Source organism: Phytoactinopolyspora endophytica, assembly GCF_004138495.1.
Classification (GTDB): domain Bacteria; phylum Actinomycetota; class Actinomycetes; order Jiangellales; family Jiangellaceae; genus Phytoactinopolyspora; species Phytoactinopolyspora endophytica.
On record NZ_ML142856.1, the window covers coordinates 81,374 to 105,267 of the forward strand.

General features: G+C 67.1%; 17 protein-coding genes. 4 read left to right on the forward strand and 13 right to left on the reverse strand.

Translation table 11 applies throughout. The annotated features are described in order from the left end of the window. Nucleotides 1-274: 274 nt before the first annotated feature. Complete coding sequence (locus tag ELR45_RS16670) at nt 275-5,173, reverse strand: NAD-glutamate dehydrogenase (RefSeq protein WP_129667412.1); 4,899 nt, start codon at nt 5,171-5,173, stop codon at nt 275-277. Nucleotides 5,174-5,431: 258 nt separating this feature from the next. Between ELR45_RS16670 and ELR45_RS16675 the strand changes: the two genes are divergently transcribed. After that, complete coding sequence (locus ELR45_RS16675) at nt 5,432-5,926, forward strand: DUF2505 domain-containing protein (RefSeq protein ID WP_129667413.1); 495 nt, start codon at nt 5,432-5,434, stop codon at nt 5,924-5,926. Nucleotides 5,927-5,951: 25 nt separating this feature from the next. On the opposite strand, the gene ELR45_RS16680 is transcribed toward ELR45_RS16675, so the two are convergent. The 6 genes from ELR45_RS16680 to ELR45_RS16705 form a co-directional block, all read right to left on the reverse strand. Continuing rightward, entirely contained in the window at nt 5,952-6,554 is a 603-nt protein-coding gene (locus ELR45_RS16680; RefSeq protein ID WP_129667414.1) for a hypothetical protein, read from the reverse strand. 41 nt (nt 6,555-6,595) lie between these two features. After that, entirely contained in the window at nt 6,596-8,245 is a 1,650-nt protein-coding gene (pruA, locus tag ELR45_RS16685; RefSeq protein ID WP_129667415.1) for an L-glutamate gamma-semialdehyde dehydrogenase, read from the reverse strand. A 101-nt stretch (nt 8,246-8,346) separates the two neighbouring features. Beyond that, nucleotides 8,347-9,327 carry a patatin-like phospholipase family protein gene (locus ELR45_RS16690; RefSeq protein ID WP_129667416.1) on the reverse strand — a complete coding sequence of 327 codons (981 nt, stop codon included), beginning with the start codon at nt 9,325-9,327 and terminating at the stop codon, nt 8,347-8,349. A 107-nt stretch (nt 9,328-9,434) separates the two neighbouring features. Then, nucleotides 9,435-10,805: a CpaE/TadZ family protein gene (locus ELR45_RS16695; RefSeq protein WP_129667417.1), complete on the reverse strand. Its 1,371-nt coding sequence runs from the start codon at nt 10,803-10,805 to the stop codon at nt 9,435-9,437. Nucleotides 10,806-10,853: 48 nt separating this feature from the next. After that, nucleotides 10,854-11,558: an SAF domain-containing protein gene (locus ELR45_RS16700; RefSeq protein WP_129667418.1), complete on the reverse strand. Its 705-nt coding sequence runs from the start codon at nt 11,556-11,558 to the stop codon at nt 10,854-10,856. Nucleotides 11,559-11,682: 124 nt separating this feature from the next. Beyond that, the gene (locus ELR45_RS16705; protein ID WP_129667419.1) at nt 11,683-12,231 is read right to left on the reverse strand and encodes a hypothetical protein; all 549 of its coding nucleotides are present in this window, start codon (nt 12,229-12,231) and stop codon (nt 11,683-11,685) included. Nucleotides 12,232-12,566: 335 nt separating this feature from the next. On the opposite strand from ELR45_RS16705, the gene ELR45_RS16710 reads away from it, so the two are divergent. Together ELR45_RS16710 and ELR45_RS42755 are read left to right on the forward strand one after the other, a co-directional pair. Beyond that, the gene (locus ELR45_RS16710) at nt 12,567-13,295 is read left to right on the forward strand and encodes a LysM peptidoglycan-binding domain-containing protein (RefSeq protein WP_129667420.1); all 729 of its coding nucleotides are present in this window, start codon (nt 12,567-12,569) and stop codon (nt 13,293-13,295) included. A 215-nt stretch (nt 13,296-13,510) separates the two neighbouring features. Next, on the forward strand, nt 13,511-13,906 hold the full coding sequence (locus ELR45_RS42755) for an Rv3235 family protein (protein WP_420813899.1): 396 nt from the start codon (nt 13,511-13,513) through the stop codon (nt 13,904-13,906). 58 nt (nt 13,907-13,964) lie between these two features. On the opposite strand, the gene ELR45_RS16720 is transcribed toward ELR45_RS42755, so the two are convergent. Both ELR45_RS16720 and secA read right to left on the reverse strand, forming a co-directional pair. Next, complete coding sequence (locus tag ELR45_RS16720) at nt 13,965-14,963, reverse strand: GDSL-type esterase/lipase family protein (RefSeq protein ID WP_129667422.1); 999 nt, start codon at nt 14,961-14,963, stop codon at nt 13,965-13,967. Between the two features lie 466 nt (nt 14,964-15,429). Continuing rightward, complete coding sequence (gene secA, locus ELR45_RS16725) at nt 15,430-18,258, reverse strand: preprotein translocase subunit SecA (protein ID WP_129667423.1); 2,829 nt, start codon at nt 18,256-18,258, stop codon at nt 15,430-15,432. Nucleotides 18,259-18,462: 204 nt separating this feature from the next. Between secA and ELR45_RS16730 the strand changes: the two genes are divergently transcribed. Beyond that, entirely contained in the window at nt 18,463-19,575 is a 1,113-nt protein-coding gene (locus ELR45_RS16730; protein ID WP_129667424.1) for a GNAT family N-acetyltransferase, read from the forward strand. Nucleotides 19,576-19,782: 207 nt separating this feature from the next. Here ELR45_RS16730 and ELR45_RS16735 read toward each other — a convergent pair whose 3' ends face one another. The 4 genes from ELR45_RS16735 to ELR45_RS16750 form a co-directional block, all read right to left on the reverse strand. Then, nucleotides 19,783-20,997: a winged helix-turn-helix domain-containing protein gene (locus ELR45_RS16735; protein ID WP_129667425.1), complete on the reverse strand. Its 1,215-nt coding sequence runs from the start codon at nt 20,995-20,997 to the stop codon at nt 19,783-19,785. Nucleotides 20,998-21,280: 283 nt separating this feature from the next. After that, nucleotides 21,281-21,961 (reverse strand): ribosome hibernation-promoting factor, HPF/YfiA family, encoded by a 681-nt coding sequence (hpf, locus tag ELR45_RS16740; protein WP_129667426.1) that lies wholly within the window; start codon nt 21,959-21,961, stop codon nt 21,281-21,283. Nucleotides 21,962-22,290: 329 nt separating this feature from the next. After that, nucleotides 22,291-23,004, reverse strand: coding sequence for a ComF family protein (locus ELR45_RS16745; protein WP_129667427.1), 714 nt, complete (start codon nt 23,002-23,004; stop codon nt 22,291-22,293). Between the two features lie 157 nt (nt 23,005-23,161). Further along, nucleotides 23,162-23,894 (reverse strand): LpqB family beta-propeller domain-containing protein (locus ELR45_RS16750; RefSeq protein ID WP_165367848.1); only part of this gene is annotated, 733 nt, incomplete at its 5' end.

Consider the following 23,894-nt stretch of genomic DNA (forward strand, 5'->3'; position numbering starts at 1 on the left):
GTGAGAATACGTCGACACCGCGACCATCACCCTCGATATGTAAGAGACGCCGGAGCAGGGAAACAGCACGCGCCCTCCGAGATTTTCTCAACTTCCCCGCCGAAGCCTTCCCCTTCTTCCCTTGCGTCCTGCGAACCGAGCCCCATCGGCCACGCTCCGCAGGACGCTAGGAGGCCGCGCAGAATGGGGCGCCGGTCAAGCGAGCTGGGGTATCCGGGATGCGGGCGCTCGCGAGTCAGGCGACCCCCATCCTGCGCGACCTCTCACGTGGGCGTCAGGCCGGGGAGGTGTGCAGCAGCGATCGGATGACGCGCACTCCGACCGACAACCGCGCCAGGTCGAAGGACTCACCCTCGATGATCTCCCCGAGCGTCCTGCGAGCGCGGGTGACCACCGCCTCTTCCTCGTCGGACCAGGTCTGCACCCGCTCCTCCGGCTCGGCATCCTCGTCGGTGTGCTGCAACAACTGAGCGGTGAGCGACGCATGCACGGCGTGCAAGTCGTCCCGCAGCGCGGCTCGTGCCATCGTCTGCCAGCGGTCGCTTCGTGGCAGTGCGATGATCCGCTCCAGCAGCCGGCCCAAGCCCAGATGCTCGCCCAGGGCGAAGTGCACCCGTGCCACCTCGATCAGGTCCGTCCCGGTCGCCAGCGAGTTCTCCACCATCCCAAGCCCGGAGTAGGCCGGCGGCAACACGGCCACCCGCATCGCGAGATCGTCCGGGACGCCGGCCTTGAGTAGATCGTCGCGGCGGGCCGAGTACAGGTCCAGCTCCCTGCCGGCCACCACGTGGGGAAGCGCCTCGAGTAGACGCCCGATCGGCGCCTCGAAGAACCCGATCTGCCAGGCGATGTCGATCGGGGGGCGACGGTTGACCACGAGCCAGCGGGTGACCCGCTCGGTGATGGTTCGCCCGGCCAGCCTCATCCGGGTCTGCACGTCGGAGGAGACCACGTTGTCCAACGCGGAGACCGCCGCGTAGAGCTCAGGTATCTGGAAGACCGTCCCAGCCACCGTGTGGGCTCGCGCAAGATCCTCGAGCGAACCGCCGGTCTCCATCGCCAGCCGGAAGGCGAACGTCGTGCCCGCCTGGTTGACCAGTTCGTTCACGAGCGTGTTGGTGATGATTTCCCGGCGCAGCGGGTGCGCGTCGATCCGATCCGGGTAGTGCTCGCGCAGCGCGCTGGGGAAGTACGCATGCAGCAGGGCGCTCAGGTGGGGATCGTCCGGCAGGTTCGTCTCCAGCAGCTCCGTGTACATCGTGTTCTTCGTGTACGCGAGCAGGACCGCCATCTCCGGCGACGTCAAGCCGCGGCCGGTGTTCATCCGCTCGTTCATCTGCCGGTCGGTGGGCAACGCTTCGATCCCACGGTCGAGCAGACCGTCGTTCTCCAGCTTGCTCATATAGGCACGATGGACGTGTGCCAGGTTGGGCGCATTGCGTACCGCCATCGCGAGCGCCAGATTCTGGCCGTAGTTGGTGGCCAGCACCAGCTCCGCGACTTCGTCGGTCATCTCGGTCAGCAACGCATTGCGCTGCTTCTCGGTCATATCCCCGGCGCGCACGACGCCATCCAGCAGGATCTTGATGTTCACTTCGTGGTCCGACGCGTCCACACCGGCCGAGTTGTCGATCGCGTCGGTGTTCATGAAGTGCGGCCGCTCTTCGGTGGACCGCAGCGCGTACTCGATCCGCCCACGCTGGGTGAAGCCCAGGTTGCCGCCCTCACCGATGCACGCGCAGCGCAGTTGTGTGGCGTCGATCCGGATCGCGTCGTTCGCCTTGTCGCCCACCTCGGCGTGCGTCTCCGTGCTGGCCTTCACATACGTGCCGATCCCACCGTTCCACAGCAGGTCGACCGGTGCCGCCAAGATGGCCCGCATCAGCTCTGCCGGCGTCATGGTGGACACTGATCCATCGATATCGAGCCGCTCTGCCATCTGTGGGGTGATCGGGATGCTCTTCGCGGTGCGCGGGTAGATGCCGCCGCCCTCGCTGATGAGCTCCGCCGAGTAATCGGTCCACATCGACCGCGGAAGCTCGAACAGCCGGCGCCGTTCGGCGTAGGAGGTGGCCGCGTCCGGGTGTGGGTCCAGGAAGATGTGCCGGTGGTCGAACGCCGCCACCAGCCGGATGTGCTCCGAGAGCAGCATCCCGTTCCCGAAGACATCGCCCGACATGTCGCCGATGCCGGCCACGGTGAAGTCCTCGTTCTGACAGTCCCGGCCCATCTCCCGGAAGTAGCGCTTGACCGACTCCCAGGCGCCCCGCGCGGTGATGCCCATCACCTTGTGGTCATAACCGGCGGATCCGCCTGACGCGAAGGCATCGCCGAGCCAGAAGCTGTAATCCTTCGACACATCGTTGGCGATGTCAGAGAACGCCGCGGTGCCCTTGTCGGCCGCTACCACCAGGTACGGGTCGTCTCCATCGTGCCGGACGACGCGCGACGGCGGCAGCACCGTGCCGTCGTCGGCGCGGTTATCGGTGATGTCGAGCATCCCGCGGACGAATGTCTTGTAACACTCGATGCCCTCGGCCAGCCAGGCTTCCCGATCCACGGATGGGTCGGGGAGCCGCTTACCGACGAAGCCGCCCTTGGCGCCCACCGGCACGATCACCGAGTTCTTCACCGCCTGCGCCTTGACCAAGCCGAGGATCTCGGTCCGGAAGTCCTCCCGCCGGTCCGACCAGCGCAGACCGCCACGGGCGACGGCGCCGTACCGGAGGTGGACCCCTTCGATCCGCGGCGAATACACCCAGATCTCGAACCGCGGACGTGGCTGTGGCAGCTCCGGGATCTCAGAGGAGTCGAGCTTGAAACTGATGGCGGTCGTCGGCTCGGCCCCGGATGCCTCATCCTGTGCCCGGAAGAAGCTCGTGCGCAAGGTGGCCTGGATGAGCCGGAGGAACGAACGCAGGATCCGGTCCTGGTCGAGGCTGGCCACCCCGTCCAGTGCCGAATCGATGCGTTCGGTGACCTTCTTGACGGCCTCGTCGCGCGCCTCCGGCCCGCCCGTCCGGTCCGGGTCGAATCGCACCTCGAACAGCTCCACGAGCATCCGGGAGATGTCGACATGCGCAGATAGGCACTCCTCCAGATACGTCTGGCTGAACGTGGAGCCCGCCTGCCGGAGGTACTTCGCATAAGCACGCAGGACCGACGACTCACGCCAGGACAGGCCGGCGAGCGCCACCAGCGCGTTGAAGCCGTCGCTCTCGGCGTCGCCCCTCCAGACGGCGACGAAGGCATCCTGGAACAGACTCTTCAGCCGGTCCCCGTCGCCACCGTGCAGGCTGGAGAACCGGAGCCCGAAGTCGTAGATGTACACCGGGGCTTCCGCTTCACGGCGGACGATCTCGTACGGACGCTCGTCGACGACCTCGACGCCCATCCGGGACAGCAGCGGCAACACCCGAGTCAGCGAGATCGGTGTGCCCGTGCGGTAGATCTTCAGCCGACGGTCCGTCGTCGCCGCGCCCACCGGCCGGTAGAGGTTGAGGCTCAGGCCGTCAGCCTCCGGCAGCTGCTCGAGCTTGCGGACGTCGGCTGCCGCCGTGCGCGCGGGAAAGTCCTCTTTGTAGCCCTCCGGAAAGCCGTCCTTGTACCGTCTGAGCAGGCGCGCGGCCGATTCTTCCCCCAGCTGCTCGGCGAGGGCGTCGGAGAAGTCGTCGGTCCACGCCCGGGTCGCCGCGAACAGCTGCTTCTCCAGCTCATCCGCATCGACCTCGGGCAGCGGCCGATCCGGCACCCGCCGGACCACGAAGTGCAGCCTGGCCAGCATCGACTCGCCGAGTCTCGCCGTGAAGTCGATCGATCCGCCACCGGTGGCCGCGAGCAGCAGACGCTGGATCCGCTCCCGCACATCAGTGTTGTAGCGGTCGCGCGGCAGGTAGACCAGGAACGACAAGTACCGGCCGTAGTCATCACGACGGACGAACATCCTGAGCTGACGGCGCTCCTGGAGGTTCACCACGGCCAGCGCGATCGGCAACAGCTGGTCGACGGGCGTCTGGAACAGCTCGTCGCGTGGATAGGTCTCCAGCACCTGGAGCAGGTCCTTGCCGGAGTGGCTTCCCGGCGCGAACCCACTGCGCTCCAGCACCTCATTTACCCGACGACGCAACACCGGTATGCGCTGGACGCTCTCGATGTACGCCGCCGACGTCAGCAGTCCGAGGAATCGCCGTTCGCCGATGACCTCGCCGGCGTCGTCGAAGATCTTGACGCCGATGTAGTCCAGGTACGTATCACGATGCACGGTCGACTTGGAGTTGGCCTTGGTCAGCACCAGCAGCCGTTTCTCGCGGGCCTTCGCTCTGACCTCGGGCGGGAGCTTCGCGAATGAGCCGGAGAGATCCTGATCGGCCCGGAGAATACCGAGCCCGGAACCGGTGACGGCACGCAACGACTCGTCGCCATCGACCTCCTCCAGCATGTACTCGCGGTATCCCAGGAACGTGAAATGGTCGTCAGCCAACCACCTCAGCAGCTCGCGCGCCTCGTCGACGTCGTCGTCAGACACCGGCAGCGACGTCCTGTCGAACGACTCCGCGATCTCGAGGGCACGCTGACGCATCCGGGGCCAGTCATCGACGGCGTCCCGCACGTCACGGAGCGCGTGCCGGAGGAGTTCCTCGATGCGCTGCTGTTCGTCCGGATCATCTCGCCGGTCGATCTCCAGGTGCATCCACGACTCGACCACCGCATCCGGAATCTCGCCCAGCCGGGGGTCGTTGTCGTCGATGTCCACGATCTCCAGCAGAGCCCCGGTCACGTCCCGGCGGACGATGATCTGCGGATGGACGATCAGCCTGATCAGGTTGTCGTTGGCGTGCAGCGCCATGGTCACCGAGTCGACGAGGAACGGCATGTCGTCGGTGACGACCTCGACGACGGTATGCCCCGTGGACCAGCCATGCTCGTCGACCGTCGGCGTGAAGACGTTCACTACGGATGTGCCCTGCGGCCGCTGCTCGGCGGCGCGGCGGTGCGAGGCTGCGGCACCGAAGATGTCGACCGGGTCCCGGTCGACGAGGTCTTCCGAGGAGATATGCCGGTAGTAACGGCGGAGCAGCCAATCGTCGGCACGCCGATCATGACGGTCGCGCTCGGCTACTGCTGCGGCCTTGGCGAGTAGATCCGACTTGGCTTCTTCCAGCCTGTTGCGCATCGTTGGTCGACCCCCGGGTACACATCACGCGCCGTGGACCTCGTTGTCCCGCGGCTCTTCCAACCCTAATGCCGACGGGGTCCCCCTGCCGTGCCGATCCTCAATGATCATGTGAAGTAGGTTTTCTCGCGCCGTACCATGTCTGCAGACCTGTTGACGCAAGAGAAACCTACTTCACATGATCATTGAGGGCCGACGTTCCGAGCGAACGGCGGGGCATGCCGGGATCGTCGCGCGCATGCGTCAGGATGGGATCTCATGGAACTGCACAGCGAACTCCGCTTCGACGCCGACCCCTATGCCGTGTTCGGCATGCTGACCGATGAGGCCTTCATCGCCAAGAAGGCCATCGCCGCCAAGGCGCTGCGACATCAGTCGTCAGTCAGCTGGGACGGTGACCGTGTCACCGTCGAGCTGGTTCGCATCATGCCCCCGGATGTGCCGGACTTCGTCCGGAGGTTCGTCGGTGAGACCATCGACATCAAGCAGACGGATGTATGGGAGCCTGCAGCTCCCGACGGCTCGCGCACGGGAACCATCACGCTGGAGATGGTAGGAATGCCGGTGACGTGTGGAGGAACCATGCGCCTGGCGGCGGCGGGCGCAAGCACGACACTCACCATCAGTGGCACCATCAAGGCCGCGGTCCCGCTCTTCGGAGGCAAGATCGAAGAAGCGGTACATCAGGGCCTCACCGAGGCCGCCAAGATCGAGGAACAGGTCGGTCGGGCCTGGCTGGCGGGAGAGCGCTGACGCACACCCCCGTTTCCACGATCGCCTAGCGGCCGGGGATTCCACCGTCCACGGCGCGTAACGGAACACTGCGCTCCTGTGGGCTCGGCCTCCGGGCACCTTGCCGCGGTGCGGGCGTGGCCGGCGCACTTGGCATGGCGTCCCCAGGTGGCGTCGTCCCCGCAGCGTCGGTGTTGTCCCGCTCGACGAGGGCCTGCGCCAGATCGGCCGGGCCGGCGACCATCATGGCCAGTGCCCGGCCCAGATCGTCCCGGTCCAGGGGTTCCTCTGCCGTACGCCGTAGCCGGTCGGACAAGTCGATCACCTTGTCCGCCGAGCCCAGTGCGGACCGTGCCGCCGTGAGGTGCCCACGCTGCAGCGGCCGACCGGCGATCATCTGCGCGAGCGCATCGGCGGTGTCGCTCCAGTCAGACTCCGGGACCTGCTCCCCGACCAGGCCTGCGACGCCCGAGATGACACGGTCGGCGGCCGCGACGAGCTTCTCAGCGGTCTCGCTGTCGCTGTCCAGTGCCGCAAGACGAAGCGCGACGGCGGTGACCAGAGCACTGTCGGCCGGACTCCGCCGGGGCTGCGAAAGGAGCCTGACGGCTCGTGCAACGTACGGCCGGGTCGGCAGCCGATCATCCATCACTAAGACACCTCAAGTTCGTCAGTCGGTACTGGGCCTTCTCAACCCATGTGCGGGTATTCGTGTCCACGCGGAGGAACGAACGTCTCCTTAATAGCACGTGTGCTGGTCCATCGCAGGAGATTCTGAACTGAGCCCGCTTTATCATTCGTTCCGCTGGCCCTACTTCCCCCGAATGGCTGTTGCCCCACGATCGATCCAGTTGGCTTGTCGTTGACATAGAAGTTGCCTGCTGCAAACCTTAAGGCATCCGTCGCGGCCGCGATAGCTGCCCGGTCCTGCGCAATGACCGCTCCGGTCAGTGCGTACGACGCCACTCCCTCCATCTGCGTCAGAACTCGATCATAGTCAGAGTCATCGTAGACATGGACGCCGAGAATGGGACCGAAATACTCCGTCGTGAAGATCTCGTTCTCCGGATCGGAGCTCTCCAACACGGTGGGCTGGACGAACCAGCCTTCCGAGTCGTCCAGGCCGCCACCCACCGCCACCTGCACGGACGACTCCGTCTTCGCCCGCTCGATAGCCGCCGTGTGCTTGGCGAACGCGCGCTCGTCGATGACCGCACCCATGAAGTTCGAGAAGTCGGTGACGGGCCCCATCGGCAATGACTCCGTCAGCGACAGGAAGTCGTCCCGCATCCTGCTCCACACGCTCCGCGGGATGTAGGCGCGAGACGCGGCCGAGCACTTCTGTCCCTGGTACTCGTAAGCGCCTCTGACCAGCGCGGTACGGAGCACCTCGGGGTCGGCGCTGGGGTGCGCCACGACGAAATCCTTACCTCCGGTCTCACCGACGATCCGCGGGTAGCTGCGGTAGCCGGAGATGTTCTCCCCCACCGTCCGCCACAGCGTCTGGAACGTGCGGGTGGAGCCGGTGAAATGGATTCCGGCCAGATCTGGATCGGTCAGGGCCTCCTCCGAGACCGCCAAGCCGTCGCCGGTCAGCATGTTGATCACACCGGGAGGCAGACCGGCGTCCTCCAGCACACGCATGGTGATCTCGGCGGCCAGTTGCTGGGTGGGGCTGGGCTTCCAGATGACGGTGTTGCCCATCAGCGCCGGCGCCGTCGGCAGATTGCCGGCTATAGCGGTGAAGTTGAACGGTGTGATCGCGTAGACGAAGCCTTCCAGTGGCCGGTGGTCGATCCGGTTCCACACACCCCGAGCCTGGGCTACCGGCTGCTCTTCGAGGATCTGGCGGCCGAACGCGACGTTGAACCGCCAGAAGTCGACCAGCTCACAGACGGCGTCGATCTCGGCCTGCTGGATGGTCTTCGACTGACCGAGCATGGTCGCGGCGTTCAGCCAGTTTCGATAAGGCCCGGATGCCAGGTCAGCGGCCTTCAGGAAGATCGCCGCGCGATCATCGTACGAGAGTGCACGCCATCCGGGCGCGGCCTCGCGTGCCGCCGTGATCGCGGCACGCGCGTCCTCCGCGGTCGCGTTCCCCATGGTGCCCAGCGTGTGGTGCCGCGCATGCGGCTGTACGACATCGATCTCGTCGCCGCCGCCGAGCTTGCGGTCACCGCCGATGGCGCAGGGCAGTTCAGTCCGCTCAGAAGCCAGCTCGTTGAGCGCCACCTGGAGGTCATCGCGCTCGGGAGAACCCGGGGCATAGGTGAGGACCGGTTCGTTGGCGGGCGGGGGTACCTTCGTCACCGCGTCGAAGCCGCCGCCCGGGGCGAACATGGCACACATAGCGCACCATCCCGTTCATCGTCGAGCTACAGTGTCCTCGGCCAGTATCCACCCTCACGGCGGCGTCAAGCGATCCTGGGTGACAACTCGCGTCAGGCGGCGGCCTCGGACCTGCCCGTCAATGACTCCGCCGACGTGCGGATCGACGTCTCCAGCACACGCAGACGACGGGTCGTATCCATGACGTTCCCGCCGATCTCGAACAGGTCATCCGGCCCTGGTCCGAGAATCGTGACCTTGGTGCCCTCAGCGCGTAGCTTCTCCGCCTCCCGCAGGCAGCGCCTGGTGACCCGGATCCGCCATTTCCGCTCTACCCGCGACAACAGAGCGCGCGGCCGGTCACTGGAGAACGAGACCGTTGGCGCCACAACGAAGACCTCGTCCAGTCCCAGGCCGGCAAGCAGGTCCACTGACGTGGCCGAGCACGTGCCCCCGTCGATGTAGCGCCGTCCATCGATGACGACAGGTGCGAACCAACCGGGGATGGCGCACGAAGCCATCACCGCCTCCGGAAGCGCCGCCGCGGGTGCGTCCTGGCGCCCGAACGCGACCCGCCGGCCGGACTGATAGTCCATAGCGACGACCCACAGACCGTCGTGCGGCGACCACTGTCCCTCCGGGGTGACCATCTCGACCAGCTCTCCCACGCCGCGCAGGTCGCCGCGGCCCTCGGGCAGAAACGCCGACAGCACCGCCGTCGGCGGCATCTTCCGCAAGCGCTTGATGTTGCGCGTCACCATCCCGGGCGAGCCGACACCCAGCCGCGGCCGCACCGGGCGAGGACCGCCGGTCGCGTGGTCGTAATCCCACAGGTATCCGGCCAGCGGCCCGTCGACCGGCTGACCGAGTTGATGACTGTACAGCTGCCGCACGCTGACGCCGGCACCGAGCAATGCGGCCGTCACGGCGCCGGCCGAGGTCCCCATAATGTGGTCGACCGTGCGCATGTCGGTTCCGATGCTCTGCTCGATGGCCGTCAGGGCTCCGACCGTCCATGCCGCACCCAACAAGCCGCCCCCGCCGAGGACCAGTCCTCTACGGGGGCTTGCACCCACGTTGCGCAGAGGTTTCATGAGTTAATTGTGCACGACGACCGTGTGCCGCGCACGGATCACAATTTCCGCCACGGCTCCCATGATCATTGAGGGACTGTCGTCATGACATCCGACATCTTCGATGATCAAGGGCGACGGAGACGCGCGAGGCTCCGACGGCGGCCAGGCGCCGAGGTGTCCAACCCGGCCAGCCTCCGGCTCAGATCCAGGATCGCTAGGCGGGCCGGCGAACGCGGGGCGATCTCGGCCAGCGTCCGGCCGGATACGAGCGCGCCGTCCAGGGCGGCTGGGTCGTCAGGGACGTACGCCGCCGGCCGTACCCCCGCGTACCGCTCCATCGCCACACCGATCTGTTTCTCCGGCCCTGCACCCGCCACCGACCGACGCACCCTGTTGACGACGACGTTCAGCGCGGAGATGTCGGGCACGAGCTCCCGCAGGTCGCCGAGGCCACGCACCAGCCGGCCAAGGCCGACGGGGTCTGACGAGCCCACCGCCAGCACCACGTCCGCGGTCTGAATAGTCGAGAGGGTCGCCCCGTTACGCCGCGGAACCTCCGTGTCGAACATCATGGCCTCGTCTTCCTCCAGACAGAACCCGCAGTCGACGACGGTGGCCTCGGCTACCGAGCGGGTCAGCGCCCACACCGCGTCCAGGGCAGCCGGACGAAGCTCGGTCCACCGCGCCGGCCGGGCGATCCCGGTGAGAACGTGCAGTTGGGGGGTGATTCTCCGCGCGTACCGTGCCAGCGCTATCGCATCGAGCCGGCCCTGGTTCGCCACCCTGGCGGCGCCGGCCAGCCCAGGCGCGTCGTCGAGCAAACCCAGTACCTCGGCGACAGAGGCACCGTACGTGTCGGCGTCGACCAACATGGTGGACGTGCCGAGCGTCGCCAGTTCCATGGCGACGTTGGTGGCCAGCGTCGTACGGCCCGGTGCTCCGTACGGGCCCCACACCGCGATGACCTGTCCGCCCTGCCCGCCTCGTTCCACGAAATCCAGCGGGTCGACAGCGTCGTCGGCCGGCCGCGCCGCACCTGAAGAACCGGGCGCGTCCCCGAACCCGCCTGCGGCAGCGATCGTGCGTGCCGGCAGCTCGGACGCGTGGGCGCCACCTTCGACCGTGGCGATCGCGTCGAGCACCGCGGCCGCCAGCTCCGCGGGGTCGGCGTCGACCGGCACGTGGTGGCGGATCCCGAGTGCGGACAATCGTTCCCGGTCCGCTACCGCGTCACCGGGCGGCTGCACCCCGACGACGCCGACCTTCGCGCGACGGATGACGTCCAATGCGTCGCGGTCGAGACGGCGCAGGTCGCCCGAGACCAGCGCCACCTGCCCCAGCCCGGCACCAGCCGCCCCGAGGAGATCGGCCAGGTCGACGCACCGTCGTGCCACCGTGAACCGCCCCGGTGCCGACCTCAACGCCTGGATCAGGTGCGTGTCCCAACCCGCGCTCGTCACTGCGGTGAGCACCTGAACTTTGTCGGCCGCTTCCATCCTCGATCTCACCCTTCTCGTTCGCGCTGCTCCTGGGCGCTCTCTGCGTTATGGGCGCTGAGACAGGTAGATCCGACCGTCGCGACTAGCCGCGATCAGCTCGCCCACAAGCTCGTCGATGTCGCCCTCCGAGTCGTCATCGCCGCCGCCATGGCCGCGCGCCGCGAGCGTGACGGTCGCATTGCTGCCATTCACCCCCAGGGCGCCACCGGTATCCGCCTCGGTGACGGTCATGCCGCCGGCCAGCCGCACCGCGTCGCCGTCGGACAAGGGCGTCACCCACACGTCGACGGCATCACCGGACGAAAGCCCTGCAGGAAGCTCGGCCGTGGGGACCGAGACCGTGACGAGCCGCAGCGCATCAGAACCCGAGGCGACCTCGTCAGCGCCGACCACCGCAGACTTCGGAAGCAACTCACCGGCTCGGACCTCTCGCGAGACGACATCCCCCTCATCGACCTCTCCGGTGTAATAGCGATCATGGTCACCCTCCAGCGCCACCTGTCGCGTCTGCACCATGTCACCGGTCAGGGGCTGGCCCGGCGCCAGATCCTGAGCCGCGGCGAGCACCGGAACGGTGTCCCCCGCCGCGGAGACAACGCGCACCCCGACCACTGTCGACACGAGCACCAGCAGCACGCCGACGATGAGCTGCGGATTACGCCACCTCGCCTGACGCACCCGGCTCGCGGCAGGCGCGTCCAGCTCGACCGCCCCCTCACTGAGTGTGTCGACGCCATTGTTGATCATCATCCGCGACAGCGTAGCGACGTCGAGCCCGCTATGAGAGCGAAACCGGAGAAATTTTGATCAAGAGGCCACGCGAATCCGGACGCCGGTGGGGTAAGCCAGGCGACACCCCTGCTCGTGGGGCCCTTCACGTCCGACGGAGCAGCGCCAGCGCACTGAACGCGACGGCGGTTCTGGCCGGCACACCCCGCGTTCCGGCCTCGCCCGGTAGGCCGGAGGCCACGTCGAAGAAGTCCGCTCCAACCCTGTCGATCACGCCGGTCAGCAAGGAGCCGTCGAGCAAGGTAGCGACGACAGGCGATCGATCCTGCGAGACCGCACTTATCGCCTGCCCGAGCAGCGGCTCGACCACCGGCGGGTTCGGCCCGTGCAGCGCGGCCCGCATCCCGGCACCGGAGACGGCGAGGACCGCCGCGCGAGGAATGAGCAACTCGCCGCCCGACTCATCGCCGATCAGCATCCACGACGGCACGACGGACGCGAGCCTGCCCCGCACCACGCCGGCTCCCTGGACGCGGACCTCGATGTTCCGGCCACATTCGTAGCGCAACCGGTCCACCAGGTAGATCTCCTTGCGGACTGAGCGGGTGCGGACCGCGATCTCGTCGTCGAAGTCGAGCCGCTCATACTCGTCCAGCTGAGCCTCGATGTCGGAGAAGAGACGTTCCCAGCGCATCAGATGACCGTAGCCCGCCGCCGACCTGCGTCATGAGCCAACCCACAGAATGCGATCGGATCGGCGGGTGGCACGAGATCGGAATCTGTCTGGGCGTGAACTCTTGACGACGCCTGAGCACACGGGTATGCATAGATCATCATCAGTTATCAGAGGCAAACCATCGAGAAAGAGTAGGTTTGAAGGTGAGCCATGCCAAAATCGCCCGCCCTTGGCCTGTTTCCACCCAACCGGCAATAAAGGATGCGAGAGCGCTGAAACCGCTCCGTGCGGCTTCCGCTGCTGTCGGCGTCTGCGCGCTCGTCACAGGTCTGTGGTGGGGGACGGCCAGTCCTGTGGCCGCCGCGGCGGACGGCTCGGCCGGATTCGACGAGCTCGTCGCGGCCGCCGCGGCACTGGCAGCCTGGGTCCTGGTCGGGTGGATCTTTCTGATCGTCCTCGCCACGGTACTGACCACCGTCCCCGGCCGCCTTGGAACATTCGCCCTACGATGCGCGGATCGGGTCACCCCGGTAGCGGCACAGCATCTGGCCAAGGCCGCACTCGGGCTGGTCACCGTCGCCGTCCCCCTGAGCACCGGTGCGGCGGCGCACGCCGGCCCAGGGTGGGTCGCCACTGCCAGCCCGCACACCGCCTCATCCAGCTGCGATGAGAGCGTCGGAGGCGGCGGGCTGCCCGAGATCGGGCGGCCGCCGGTGGCTGTGCCCAAGCTCAGGGAACCGCGGGCACTCGGCTCCGATACGCAGGATGAACGCACAGCCGACACGCCACCCGCATCCGCCGATCCGGACGGCGCCGAGGGCGGCGACGGGACCTCGGATCACGGCACCGGTGAGACGAGCGGATCGTCGGACGGGAGCAGCCCGGATCCACCCTCGTCGGTCACGGTCGCGCACGGGGACACTCTGTGGAACATCGCGGCTGATCACCTCGGCCCGGACGCGACTCCGGCCGAGGTCGCCGAGGAGTGGCCCCGCTGGTTCCAGGCCAACCGCGATGTGATCGGGCCCGACCCTGACACCATTCGGCCCGGCGTTCCGCTCCAGGCGCCGAAGCGATCCTGACCCTGCACAGCGGCATCGATCATGAGGTGAACACCGTGGCGACGTATCTGTCCGCAGGAACGGGAAACGCACGACCGCTCCCGGTCCCACCGACCGAGCCCCCGTTCGACGACGAGCTCGGAGTCATCGCTACGCCGGCCCCGCGGTCACGGCGGCGGGACAGGTACCGGCCGGCCCAGGGCACCTTGGCTCTGTCGGTCGCCGTGTCGAACCGGATGTCGCCGACGTCGCACCAGAGTGCACCGCTCCATCTCGCCGAAGACGCGACCCGGGGATCGACACAGCAGTCGGAGCTACCCGATCCACGACGGTGGTGTGCCCGCCTTGCCCAGGCTGCCGTCGAGTCGATTCAGGGCAGACGTCCCCTTCAGCAGCTGCTCCGCTGGACCACAGAGGAGGTCTACGACTGGCTTGCCGGCCAGGCCGCGGCCCGGCGTGACGTGCCGCCAGGTCCCCGGCCCTCGATACGGTCCGTCCGCGTCTGCGAAGTCAACACTCACGTCTTCGAGGCTGCGGCCGTGCTGCAGATGGGGGAACGGACGCGTGCCCTGGCGCTACGGTGTGAAGCGCGACGGGGCCGCTGGGTGTGCACCGTTTTCGACCTGATCTGATCGTTGACCAACCGTACGGCAGCTCACCATCCGCCTTGAGCCCCGACGGTCGCTCCGGTCAGGACGATCCCCAGACGCTGGCGAACGCGTCCGCGTATCCAGCCTGCCCGGCAGCATTCGGGTGGAAAGAGTCCCGCACGAAGTCGCTGATGATGTCCCAATACGGCTCAAACTCGGGGTCGTCGGGGTCGTCGGACGCTGCCTCGGTCGCCTGTTCACCCGCGGAGGTGTTGTCCACTCCCGAGGAACGGCCCAGCTTGAGCCCGTTGAGCCAGTCGTCCGGCCCGTTGGCACACGCCTCGTGACCGTCGAAGACCTGTTCAAGCTGTGTCCCAGCCGATCGGACACCGGCAGCGCTCGCCGCTTCCTCGGTCACCTCGTTCAGCGCGCTGCCGAGCCTGCGGATCATCTGCCGCTCCGGCGACGACAGCAGCGGCGTCAGCGCGCTGCAGCTGCTGCGCACATCCGGGTCGGGCACCAGGAACGGGTATCCCCCGACGATCAGCTCGTCGCCGGGAGCCGCGCTCTGCACGGCCAGGTAAAGCTCCGTCAGCGGATTCGCGAGCGCATTGATCTCCGCCATGATCGCGTCCTCACGGTTGGTGCAGCTGACAAACGGCACGAAACAGTTCGCCAGCTCGTTCGCGAATCCGACGTCGTTGCCTCCGACCGTCACCGTGATCAGCCTGCCGCCCGCACCGCTGACAGCTTCGAGCTCATCGACCTGGTCGTAGACATCGTCGATGACCGCGCCCGAACAGGCCAGCAGCGTTCGCTCGGATGCCGGGACGTCGTCGGCGAAGATGAGCCACACCCATGCCTGCTGAGTCCGATCGCAGTCGTCCTCGTAAGCCTCAGTGCCCAGACCGGACGAGTACGAGTCGCCAAGCGCCACCACACCTGTCGGCGCCTCCCGCGACACTTCCGCTACCGGCTGCTGGTCCGCGCCGTCGTGCGCCCCGGAAGACGCAACCGCTGAACCTGCCGGAAGCAACATAACGGCCGCCGCGCCAAGCGCGACGGCCTTCATTACCCACGAACGATGTGCACGGCTCATTAACCCGACTGCCACGGTGGATCCCTCCGCCCTCAAGCCTTCCAGTCACGTTGCCATGACTCGAACGTAACGGAAGGTCTTGACTGACGGAACAAACTCGAGTGAAACAGTTCTCATCCAGCCACGGTCGGCGTCAATGACCAGTACCCCGACCGGCCGGATCACCACATCGAACAGACCAGCTGAACCGCCCGGAAGGGCTGGGGAAGCTCTTCGAGCGATCTTCGGCCGGCGGCAGGCCCACGCAACCCGCGGTCCTAGCCGTACGCCGACCGGCTGGATCGCCCATCGAACAGACCAGCTGAACGCCCAGAACGGCTGGGGAAGCTCTTCGACCGATCTTCGGCCGGCGGCAGGCCCACGCAACCCGCGGTCCTAGCCGTCCGCCGGCCGCGTGAGAGCGAGAAGAATTCCCCAGCCCACCCAAGGCGACCACAGCCCCAGCCACCCTAGGCGACCCCTGAAGCTACTCCATCGCGGCGCGCTGCTTCGGATCGCCGTGGCAGCGCTTGAACTTCTTGCCAGACCCGCACGGGCACAGGGCGTTACGTGCCACGCCCTCGAACTCGGCATCGCCGTCCTCGGTCTGGGCGGCATGCGCACCGCGGGCTCCACCGGCACCAGACGCGACAGCAGTACCGCCCCCGGTCCGCTCGACTCGCTGCTGCACCTCAGCGTCCCCATCGACCGTGGGCGCACTGTACTGAAGCTGCGCCGGACGACGAGCCGGAGTGAGGCCCTCCGCCTCCACAACGGGAGCAGCCTCTCCGGCACCATCCCCCTCGGCCGTCTCCTTCTGCTTGACCTGGACCTCGAGGTTGAACACCAGCCGGACGGACTCTTCCTTGATCCCGTCCATCATGGCGGTGAACAAGTCGAACCCCTCGCGCTGGTACTCGACGAGCGGCTGCTTCTGGGCGAATGCCCGCAGGCCGATGCCTTCGCGCAGGTAGTCCATCTCGTACAGATGCTCGCGCCATTTGCGGTCGATGACCGTCAGCAGGACGCGCCGTTCCAGCTCGCGCATCACCTGGCTGCCGAGGGTCTCCTCGCGCTCCGCGTAGGCGTTGCGTGCGTCGGCGACGAGTTTCTCGACGAGGAAACCGGACGAGAGCCGTTCCCGGGCCCCGACCTCCTCGATCAGCTCATCCACATCGAGCGACACCGGGTACAACGTCTTCAGCGCGGTCCACAGCTCGTCGAGGTCCCAGGTCTCCGGGAAGCCCTCCCGGGTGGCCCCGCGGACGTAGCCCGTGACGGAGTCGTCGATCATGCTCAGGACCTGGTCGTGCAGGTCCTCGCCGCCGAGAACCCGCCGGCGCTCGTCGTAGATCAGGGTCCGCTGAGTGTTCAGCACATCGTCGTACTTCAGCACGTCCTTGCGCGCTTCGAAACTCTGCGCCTCACGTTGCGCCTGGGCACCCTTGACCGCGTTGCTCACCCGCTTGTGCTCGATGGGCACATCGTCGGGCTGGTTGAGCGTCCGCAGAATCATCTCGACCCACTCGGCCTTGAACAGCCGCATCAGGTCGTCCTGCAGCGACAGGTAGAAGCGCGACTCTCCCGGGTCGCCCTGCCGCCCGGACCGGCCGCGCAGCTGGTTGTCGATCCGGCGAGACTCATGGCGCTCGGTGCCCAGCACGTAGAGGCCGCCGAGCTCGCGGACCTCATCCCGCTCCGCGGCCACCTGCGCCTCGTACTTCTCAAGCGCAGCAGGTTCCGCGGCCGCGTACTCTTCCGGGTTCTCCACCGGATCGAGGCCGCGCTGTTTCAGTTCCGCGGCCGCCATGAACTCGTGGTTGCCGCCGAGCATGATGTCGGTTCCGCGACCCGCCATGTTGGTGGCGACGGTCACCGCACCGCGGCGGCCCGCCTGCGCGATGATGGCCGCTTCCCGGTCGTGTTGCTTCGCGTTGAGAACCTCGTGCGGGACGCCACGCTTGCGCAGCAGCTGAGACAGCCGCTCCGACTTCTCCACGCTGGTTGTACCGACAAGCACGGGCTGGCCGTTCTTGTGCCGATCCACCAGGTCCTCCGCCACGGCGACATACTTCGCGTCCTCGGTACGGTAGATCTGGTCGTCCTGATCCATCCGTGCCAGCGGTCGGTTGGGCGGAATCGGCACCACGCCGAGGCTGTAGATCTTGTCGAACTCGCTGGCTTCCGTCATGGCCGTACCGGTCATACCGGCCAGCTTGTCGTAGAGGCGGAAATAGTTCTGCAGCGTCACCGAGGCCAGCGTCTGGTTCTCCTGCTTGATCTCCACCCCTTCCTTCGCCTCGATCGCCTGGTGCATGCCCTCGTTGTAGCGGCGACCGCCCAGGACGCGACCAGTGTGCTCGTCGACGATGAGGACGCTGCCGTCCACCACGACGTATTCCTTGTCCCGCCGGTACAGTTCCTTCGCCTTGATCGAGTTGTTGAGGTACTGGATGAGCGGGGTGTTGGCGCTCTCGTAGAGGTTCTCGATACCGAGCCAGTCCTCCACCCGCTCGATACCGGGCTCGAGGATCCCGACGGTGCGCTTCTTCTCGTCCACCTCGTAGTCGGTTTCACGACGCAGCCGCTGCGCGAGTTTGGAGAACTCGCCGTACCACTTGGTGGGCTGATCGGCCGGACCGGAGATGATCAGGGGCGTGCGGGCCTCGTCGATCAGGATGGAGTCGACCTCGTCGACGATGGCGAAGTTATGCCCCCGCTGAACCATGTCCTCGACGCGCTGCGCCATGTTGTCGCGGAGGTAGTCGAAGCCGACCTCGTTGTTCGTGCCGTACGTGATGTCGGCCGCGTAAGCGGCGCGTCGCTGGGTGGAATTCAGGCCGTTGACGATGGTGCCGACCTCGAGACCGAGGAAGCGGTGGATGCGTCCCATCCACTCCGCGTCCCGTCGGACCAGATAGTCGTTGACGGTGACGACGTGGACACCCTTCCCGCTCAGCGCGTTGAGGTACGACGGCAGGGTGGCGACCAGGGTCTTACCCTCACCGGTCTTCATCTCGGCGATGTTCCCGAGATGCATCGCCGCGCCACCCATGATCTGGACGTCGAAATGACGCTGTCCCAGCGTCCGCTTCGCCGTCTCACGTACGGTGGCGAACGCCTCCGGCAGGAGGTCGTCGAGCGTCTCGCCCTCCTCCAACCGCTTCCGGAACTCGTCGGTCATGCCGCGCAGTTCGTCGTCGGACAGAGCGGTGAAGTCCTCTTCGATGCTGTTGACCTGTTTGACGATCCCCTCGAGGCGCTTGAGGATCTTGCCCTCCCCAGCGCGGAGGATCTTGTCGAGCAATACGGGCACGCGGGTCAACTCCTAGCCAACGTTTATCTGCAAGACGGCATGAGCCACTGGGGCTTCGACATTCCATGGTACGTCGCAACCGCGGAAGGTTAACGACTCGGCGACGCAGACAGTGCCCGCGTCCGAACCCCTCACCTCGCGCAGCGGACTTCTGACGCATTATCGATTGCCGTATACCTACCGCACCTGGGCAGGATACCCCTTATGGAACCGTTCGAGCTCCGCGGTGACCGCGTGCTGTTGTCCGCTCCGACCGCCGACGACGTGGATCGGATCGCCGAACTCTGCCAGGACGCCCAAGTCCAGGAGTGGACGAGACTGCCTTCGCCGTACACACGAGGCCATGCCGCGGACTTCATCAACCTGGCCTACCAGGGCTGGGCACAGGGCACAGAGCTGAGCTGGGCGCTGCGCGAGTCGCACGACGGCACAGTCCTAGGCATGATCGGCCTGAACCTCGATGGCCACGGCTCGGGGGAGATCGGGTTCTGGATGGGCCCGAAGGGCCGCGGCCGCGGTCTGGTCACAACCGCGGTCCGGCTTGTCATCGAGCGCGCGTTCGCACCGGAAGGGCTCGGCCTGCAGCGAATGGTCTGGCAGGCGTACGTAGGCAACTGGGCGTCACGCCGGGTGGTGTGGCGGCTGGGGTTCACCTTCGAAGGCACTCTCCGGTCGCATCTGGTCCAACGTGGCCGGCGACGAGACGCCTGGGTGGCGACCCTGCTCCCCGGCGATCCGTCACAGCCGACGACACCGTGGCTGGACATACCCACGATCTACGGCACCCGCGTGATGCTCCGGCCGTTCGACGAGTCCGACGCCGACGCCGTGCGGGAGGCGTGTACCGATCCCATCACCAGGCGCTGGCTGACACTACCGGAGGCCTACACCCTCGCCGATGCGCGTGGGTTCATCCGCGGGATCTCCGAGTCCGCCGCATCCGGCACGGGCATCACATGGGCGGCAGCGCACCCCGCCGGCGGGCCGGCACTCGGTTGCTTCTCGCTGGCCCTCGAGGGGCCACATCGCGACCAGGGATCGATCGGATATTGGGTCCATCCCACAGCGCGCGGCGTCGGCGTCGCCACGGAGGCGGTCAGGCTGATGATCCGCCATGCCTTCGTCGCCACCGACGACGGCGGGCTCGGACTGCGGCGTCTACGGGTGACGCATGCCGAGGGCAACGACGCCTCGCGCAGAGTCATCGAGCGCATCGGATTCCGCCGCAGCGGCGTTGAGCGTTCCGCCGTCCGGCTTCCCGACGGCACGTTCGACGACCATCACTGGTACGACCTGCTTCCGGACGACCTCGCCTGACCCGGAGCTTCGGAATTCCTGGGAGGGGTCTGGAGGCTCAAGCCCAGCCGGGCCACGGACCAACCGGAACTGGCCCACCGGCGTAACCCGCCGCCTCCAGACCCCCTTCCAGGAATTCCGGAGCGGTCAACCGCCACGGACCAACCGGAATTGCCCTACCGGCGCAACCCGCCGCCTCCAGACCCCCTCCCAGGAATTCCGGAGCGGTCAACCGATCTGCCGGAGAACGTTGTCCAGCTCAGGAGCGAGGTCCCCCGGGCCGACGACAGCGACACTGTCCAGCCCGAGCCAATGTGCCATACCCACAAGCTCGGCCGCGAGCTCCTCCGCGGTCTCCGCGGGAGCGTCGGGCTCGCCCCAGGCGGCCTGAACCAGCAGCACTCTGCCGTCCCGGTCGGACTTGAGGTCGACGCGGGCGACGAGGCGGTCTCCGAGCAGGAACGGCAGCACGTAATAGCCGTGCACCCTCTTGTCCCGGGGGACGTAGATCTCCAACCGGTAGCGGACCCCGAACAGGGCCTGTGTCCGGGCCCGTTCCCAGATCAGAGAGTCGAACGGGCTGAGCAGTGCACGGGCCCGTACCCGGCGCGGCACCCGTGCATCCCGGTACAGATAAGCGCTCCGGTTCCATCCGTCTACGCTGACCGGCAACAACTCCCCGCTGTCCACCAGCTCGGACACGGCCTGACGCGCGCCCGCGGCCGGCAGCCGGAAGTAGTCACGCAGACACTGTTCGGTGCCTACACCATGCGAGCGAGCCGCGATCCGGACCAACTCGCGATACGTCTCCTCCACCGATGGAGTCGGCGCAGCGAGCACGTCCGCAGGCACCACCCGCTCAGGGATGTCGTAGAGACGAGCGAACGAACTGTTCCGAGCTGCGGATGTGACCTCGCCCGCCCAGAACAAATACTCGAGGGCCGCCTTCACATCCGACCAGTTCCAGCCCCAATGATCCGTACGACGAGGCGCGTCATGCTCAATCTCGCCGGCCGTGACCGGCCCCAGCCGCTTGACCTCGTCGAGCACCCAGCTGACGAACTCCGGCTGTTCCCGCGCGAGGCGACGCATGCCGCCCCACGCGGCCTCGTCCGCCTTGGCCATCCGGTGCCTCAGATATGGCTGCATCTGCACCGGAACCAACGACGCTTCATGCGCCCAGTACTCGAACAGCAGCCGCGGCGCTTTCGCCGACGCTCGGTCCAGCAGCTCCCGCGGGTACGCACCGAGCCGGCTGAAGACGGGCAGATACTGCGAGCGTGAGAGCACGTTGACCGAGTCGATCTGGATGATGCCTACCCGGTCGAACACACGACGGAGCGCCCGTCGATCCGGCCGTGCGGGACGCGCATCCGCGAACCCTTGTGCCGCCAGCGCGACCCGCCGGGCCGCGGAGCGCGACAGCGTCTCACGATTCCCCATGTCGGGGACGCTACCAACCGCCTCCGACAACCTCGCCGTGTCTTCCGTGACCGTCCTCACCGACGGCTGGGCAAGCCCGTACTATCTGCGAACGGTTGGGCGACGCAACCCCGAGACCAGGGCCAAGACCGGGAAGGGCCGGGGAAGTTCGTCGAGCGATCTTCAGTCGGCGGCCGCTCCACGCAACCAGCACGGAGAGCCATCCGCCGACTGCGTGAGAGCGAGATGAATTCCCCGGCCCACCCAGGCGACCACAATGTGTCGACGCCGTAGCGCCGTGGCATTACACGTCCAGACGGATCACGCCATAGTCGTAGCCCTGCCTGCGGTACACCACACATGGCATTTTCGAATCGGAGTCGACGAACAGGTAGAAGTCGTGACCGACGAGCTCCATCTCGTAAAGAGCCTGGTCACGCGTCATCGGAGTGGCCTTGTGCGTCTTCTCCCGAACCACCATCGGCCCGTTTCGTTCGACATAGACGTCAGGATCCTCCGCCTCAGCCACCAACGGGGCGCTGGGCCGCATCTCGGATTTCGGCGCCGGTGTGCTCAACGGCGCGGCCGGCTGCTCGGGCACAGGGGCTTCCATGCCAGCGCTGCTTCCCCCGTTGAGAGGGGCTGTCGCCGCGGCCACGGACATCGGAGTCCTGTTGCCGTGGTGAACTCGGCGACGATCCGCCGCCTTGCGCATCCTGCCGACCAGCTTGTCCAGTGCGAGGTCCAGCGCCGCTCGCTTGTCGGACGCGGCGGCCTCGGCCCGGATCACGGGGCCCTTGGAGTGCACGGTCAACTCGACACGCTCCGACTCGTCGGCTCGCCTCGGATTGCGCTCCGTGGCCACCTCGACCTCTACCCGTATGACCTTGTGGTCGAACTTCGACAGCTTGGAGAGCTTCTCGGCTACGTGGTCGCGGAAACGCTCCGGCACGTCTGTACGACGGCCCTTGACGACAATATCCACTCGTAACCTCCCGGTTTGGGTTAGACGGTCGAGACCACACCCGAACACCAGGGGAAGCACCCCCGGCGCTCCAGCTGCACGCGGTACCGAACGGACCGCGGTGCTACAGAGCGGACAACGGGTGCCATGCACAAACGTTAGCTGCTTGTCGCTCGTAGTACACGTTGATCTCGCATGTTCGTAAACTTCTTACCTTCTTCACAGCCGCGTCTCCGGCGGCCGTCCAGTTCACACCCGCGGTCTCTGTGCAGGTGCGGGGGCCTGTCAGGCCCGCACTATGTTCAGTTGTGCTGCGCCCCGCCGCACTGTGCCCGGTCGTGCCGCACGTGTCACGGAGTGCCGGCGACGGCAACGACGGCGGCGCCGCATGGTCGCAACCCGGTCTCGCTGAGTGCACGAGCCGCTTCACGCAACGTCGCGCCACTCGTGACCACGTCATCGACCAGTACGGGACATCGGGCCCGCAGCAGCCTCGTGGCGCTGCGACGGACCGTCATAGAGCCGCGCAGGTTCGCCGCGCGTGCCACTCTGCCGAGATGCGCCTGATCATCGACGGTGCGTACGTGTCGCAGGGCGGGAACCACGGTCGCGCTGTCGCCGGCCCGCCGCAGAGTCGAAGCCGCGCGACGGGCGATGCGCAGCACAGGGTCGTGTCCCCGGCCCCGGACGGTAGAGCGACGCGACGGTATCGGAACCAGCGCCGCCGGACGACGGCCACAATGCGGGCAGCCGCCGTCGGCCGCGGACAAAGCCGTGACAGCGACGGCCAAGGCATCACCGAGCGGTCTGCTCAGCGCCAGCCGACCGTGCTCCTTGTGGTCGACGATGACAGATCCAGCCACCCCGGCGTAGGCGGCGGCACCGGCCACCCGGAGATCGGCCGAACCCGGAAGGTCATACACCGGAGCCGATGGGCCGACGAGCTCGTCGCGGCAGCCGTTGCAGAGCAGGCCGGCTACCTCCCCGCACCCGGCGCAGGCGCTGCCGAGTACCAAGTCTTCGCCGGCGACGACGAACTCCGTCAGCCGTTGATGTATCCGCATACCCGTGCTCCACCTGGTACGCCGGTGCCTACCTGGCTGGCAGGCTTCCGGTACCTTCCACCCTACGCCCGGCCCGGCCCGCAGCGAACCCCAATCGTGACCTTTGACAGCCCTGGCCTACGCGAGGTCACTGCCCGGCGGCGCACCGAAGCACCACCTAAGAGAATGCCGGCGCCGAGCCCTCGTCGACGTCGACCCAGCGATTACGTGACTCGTGCACCAGCAGCAGGTCCTCCTCGGTTGCCACGACGATGCCTTCGGCCGCGTCCGCGGCCACCGACGTCGCGCCCGGAACCGGCCCTCGGCTGGAGTTCTCTGAACCGGACGTGTTCACCAGGTAGACCTCCGGCTCGACGGGCACGTCATCGTCGGTGTCCTGTTCGTCACCCGAGAGCAGTGCCACGTGCTCCGCGTCGCTCCAGTCCACGTCGATGGCCTCGCCTTCCGGCCCGATCCGCCGGAGCCGCTCCACCGACACCCGCTCGCGGTTCTCGCTGTCATGGACGATGACGCCGAGATAGGCGACTCCGTCCGCGACGAGGGCCATCTTGGTGCCGTCCGGTGAGATCGCGGCGTTGGCGACGTCTTTGTCCTCCAGCTCCTCCGACCTGACCTCGAGCTCCGTGCCGTCCGGACGCATGGCCACGAGCTCCCCACCGGTCTCGGGCCGATTCACCGCCCAGATCACATCATTGCGATCCCACGATGGCGAGGTCAGCTCGACACCGTCGTAGATCGGCTCTGGCGGCTCGTCTCCAGTCACCGTTCCGACCTGCAGCTGGTAGCCGTAGCCGCCGACCGCGACCACGCTTTCCCCGTCGGAACGCGTCGCGAGGTCGACGACGTCGTCAACCTCGCCGAACGCACCCGGCACCGCGCTCAGGCCACCG

Bases quoted from the DNA above. Each gene is read 5' to 3' on its own strand.
- ELR45_RS16720 (WP_129667422.1), bottom strand. From the start codon at position 14,963: ATGAGCCGTGCACATCGTTCGTGGGTAATGAAGGCCGTCGCGCTTGGC.
- ELR45_RS16695 (WP_129667417.1), bottom strand. From the start codon at position 10,805: ATGGAAGCGGCCGACAAAGTTCAGGTGCTCACCGCAGTGACGAGCGCG.
- ELR45_RS16675 (WP_129667413.1), top strand. From the start codon at position 5,432: ATGGAACTGCACAGCGAACTCCGCTTCGACGCCGACCCCTATGCCGTG.
- ELR45_RS16730 (WP_129667424.1), top strand. From the start codon at position 18,463: ATGGAACCGTTCGAGCTCCGCGGTGACCGCGTGCTGTTGTCCGCTCCG.
- ELR45_RS16680 (WP_129667414.1), bottom strand. From the start codon at position 6,554: ATGGATGATCGGCTGCCGACCCGGCCGTACGTTGCACGAGCCGTCAGG.
- ELR45_RS16690 (WP_129667416.1), bottom strand. From the start codon at position 9,327: ATGAAACCTCTGCGCAACGTGGGTGCAAGCCCCCGTAGAGGACTGGTC.
- ELR45_RS42755 (WP_420813899.1), top strand. From the start codon at position 13,511: ATGTCGCCGACGTCGCACCAGAGTGCACCGCTCCATCTCGCCGAAGAC.
- pruA (WP_129667415.1), bottom strand. From the start codon at position 8,245: ATGTTCGCCCCGGGCGGCGGCTTCGACGCGGTGACGAAGGTACCCCCG.
- ELR45_RS16705 (WP_129667419.1), bottom strand. From the start codon at position 12,231: ATGCGCTGGGAACGTCTCTTCTCCGACATCGAGGCTCAGCTGGACGAG.
- ELR45_RS16745 (WP_129667427.1), bottom strand. From the start codon at position 23,004: ATGCGGATACATCAACGGCTGACGGAGTTCGTCGTCGCCGGCGAAGAC.
- ELR45_RS16735 (WP_129667425.1), bottom strand. From the start codon at position 20,997: ATGGGGAATCGTGAGACGCTGTCGCGCTCCGCGGCCCGGCGGGTCGCG.
- ELR45_RS16700 (WP_129667418.1), bottom strand. From the start codon at position 11,558: ATGATGATCAACAATGGCGTCGACACACTCAGTGAGGGGGCGGTCGAG.
- ELR45_RS16670 (WP_129667412.1), bottom strand. From the start codon at position 5,173: ATGCGCAACAGGCTGGAAGAAGCCAAGTCGGATCTACTCGCCAAGGCC.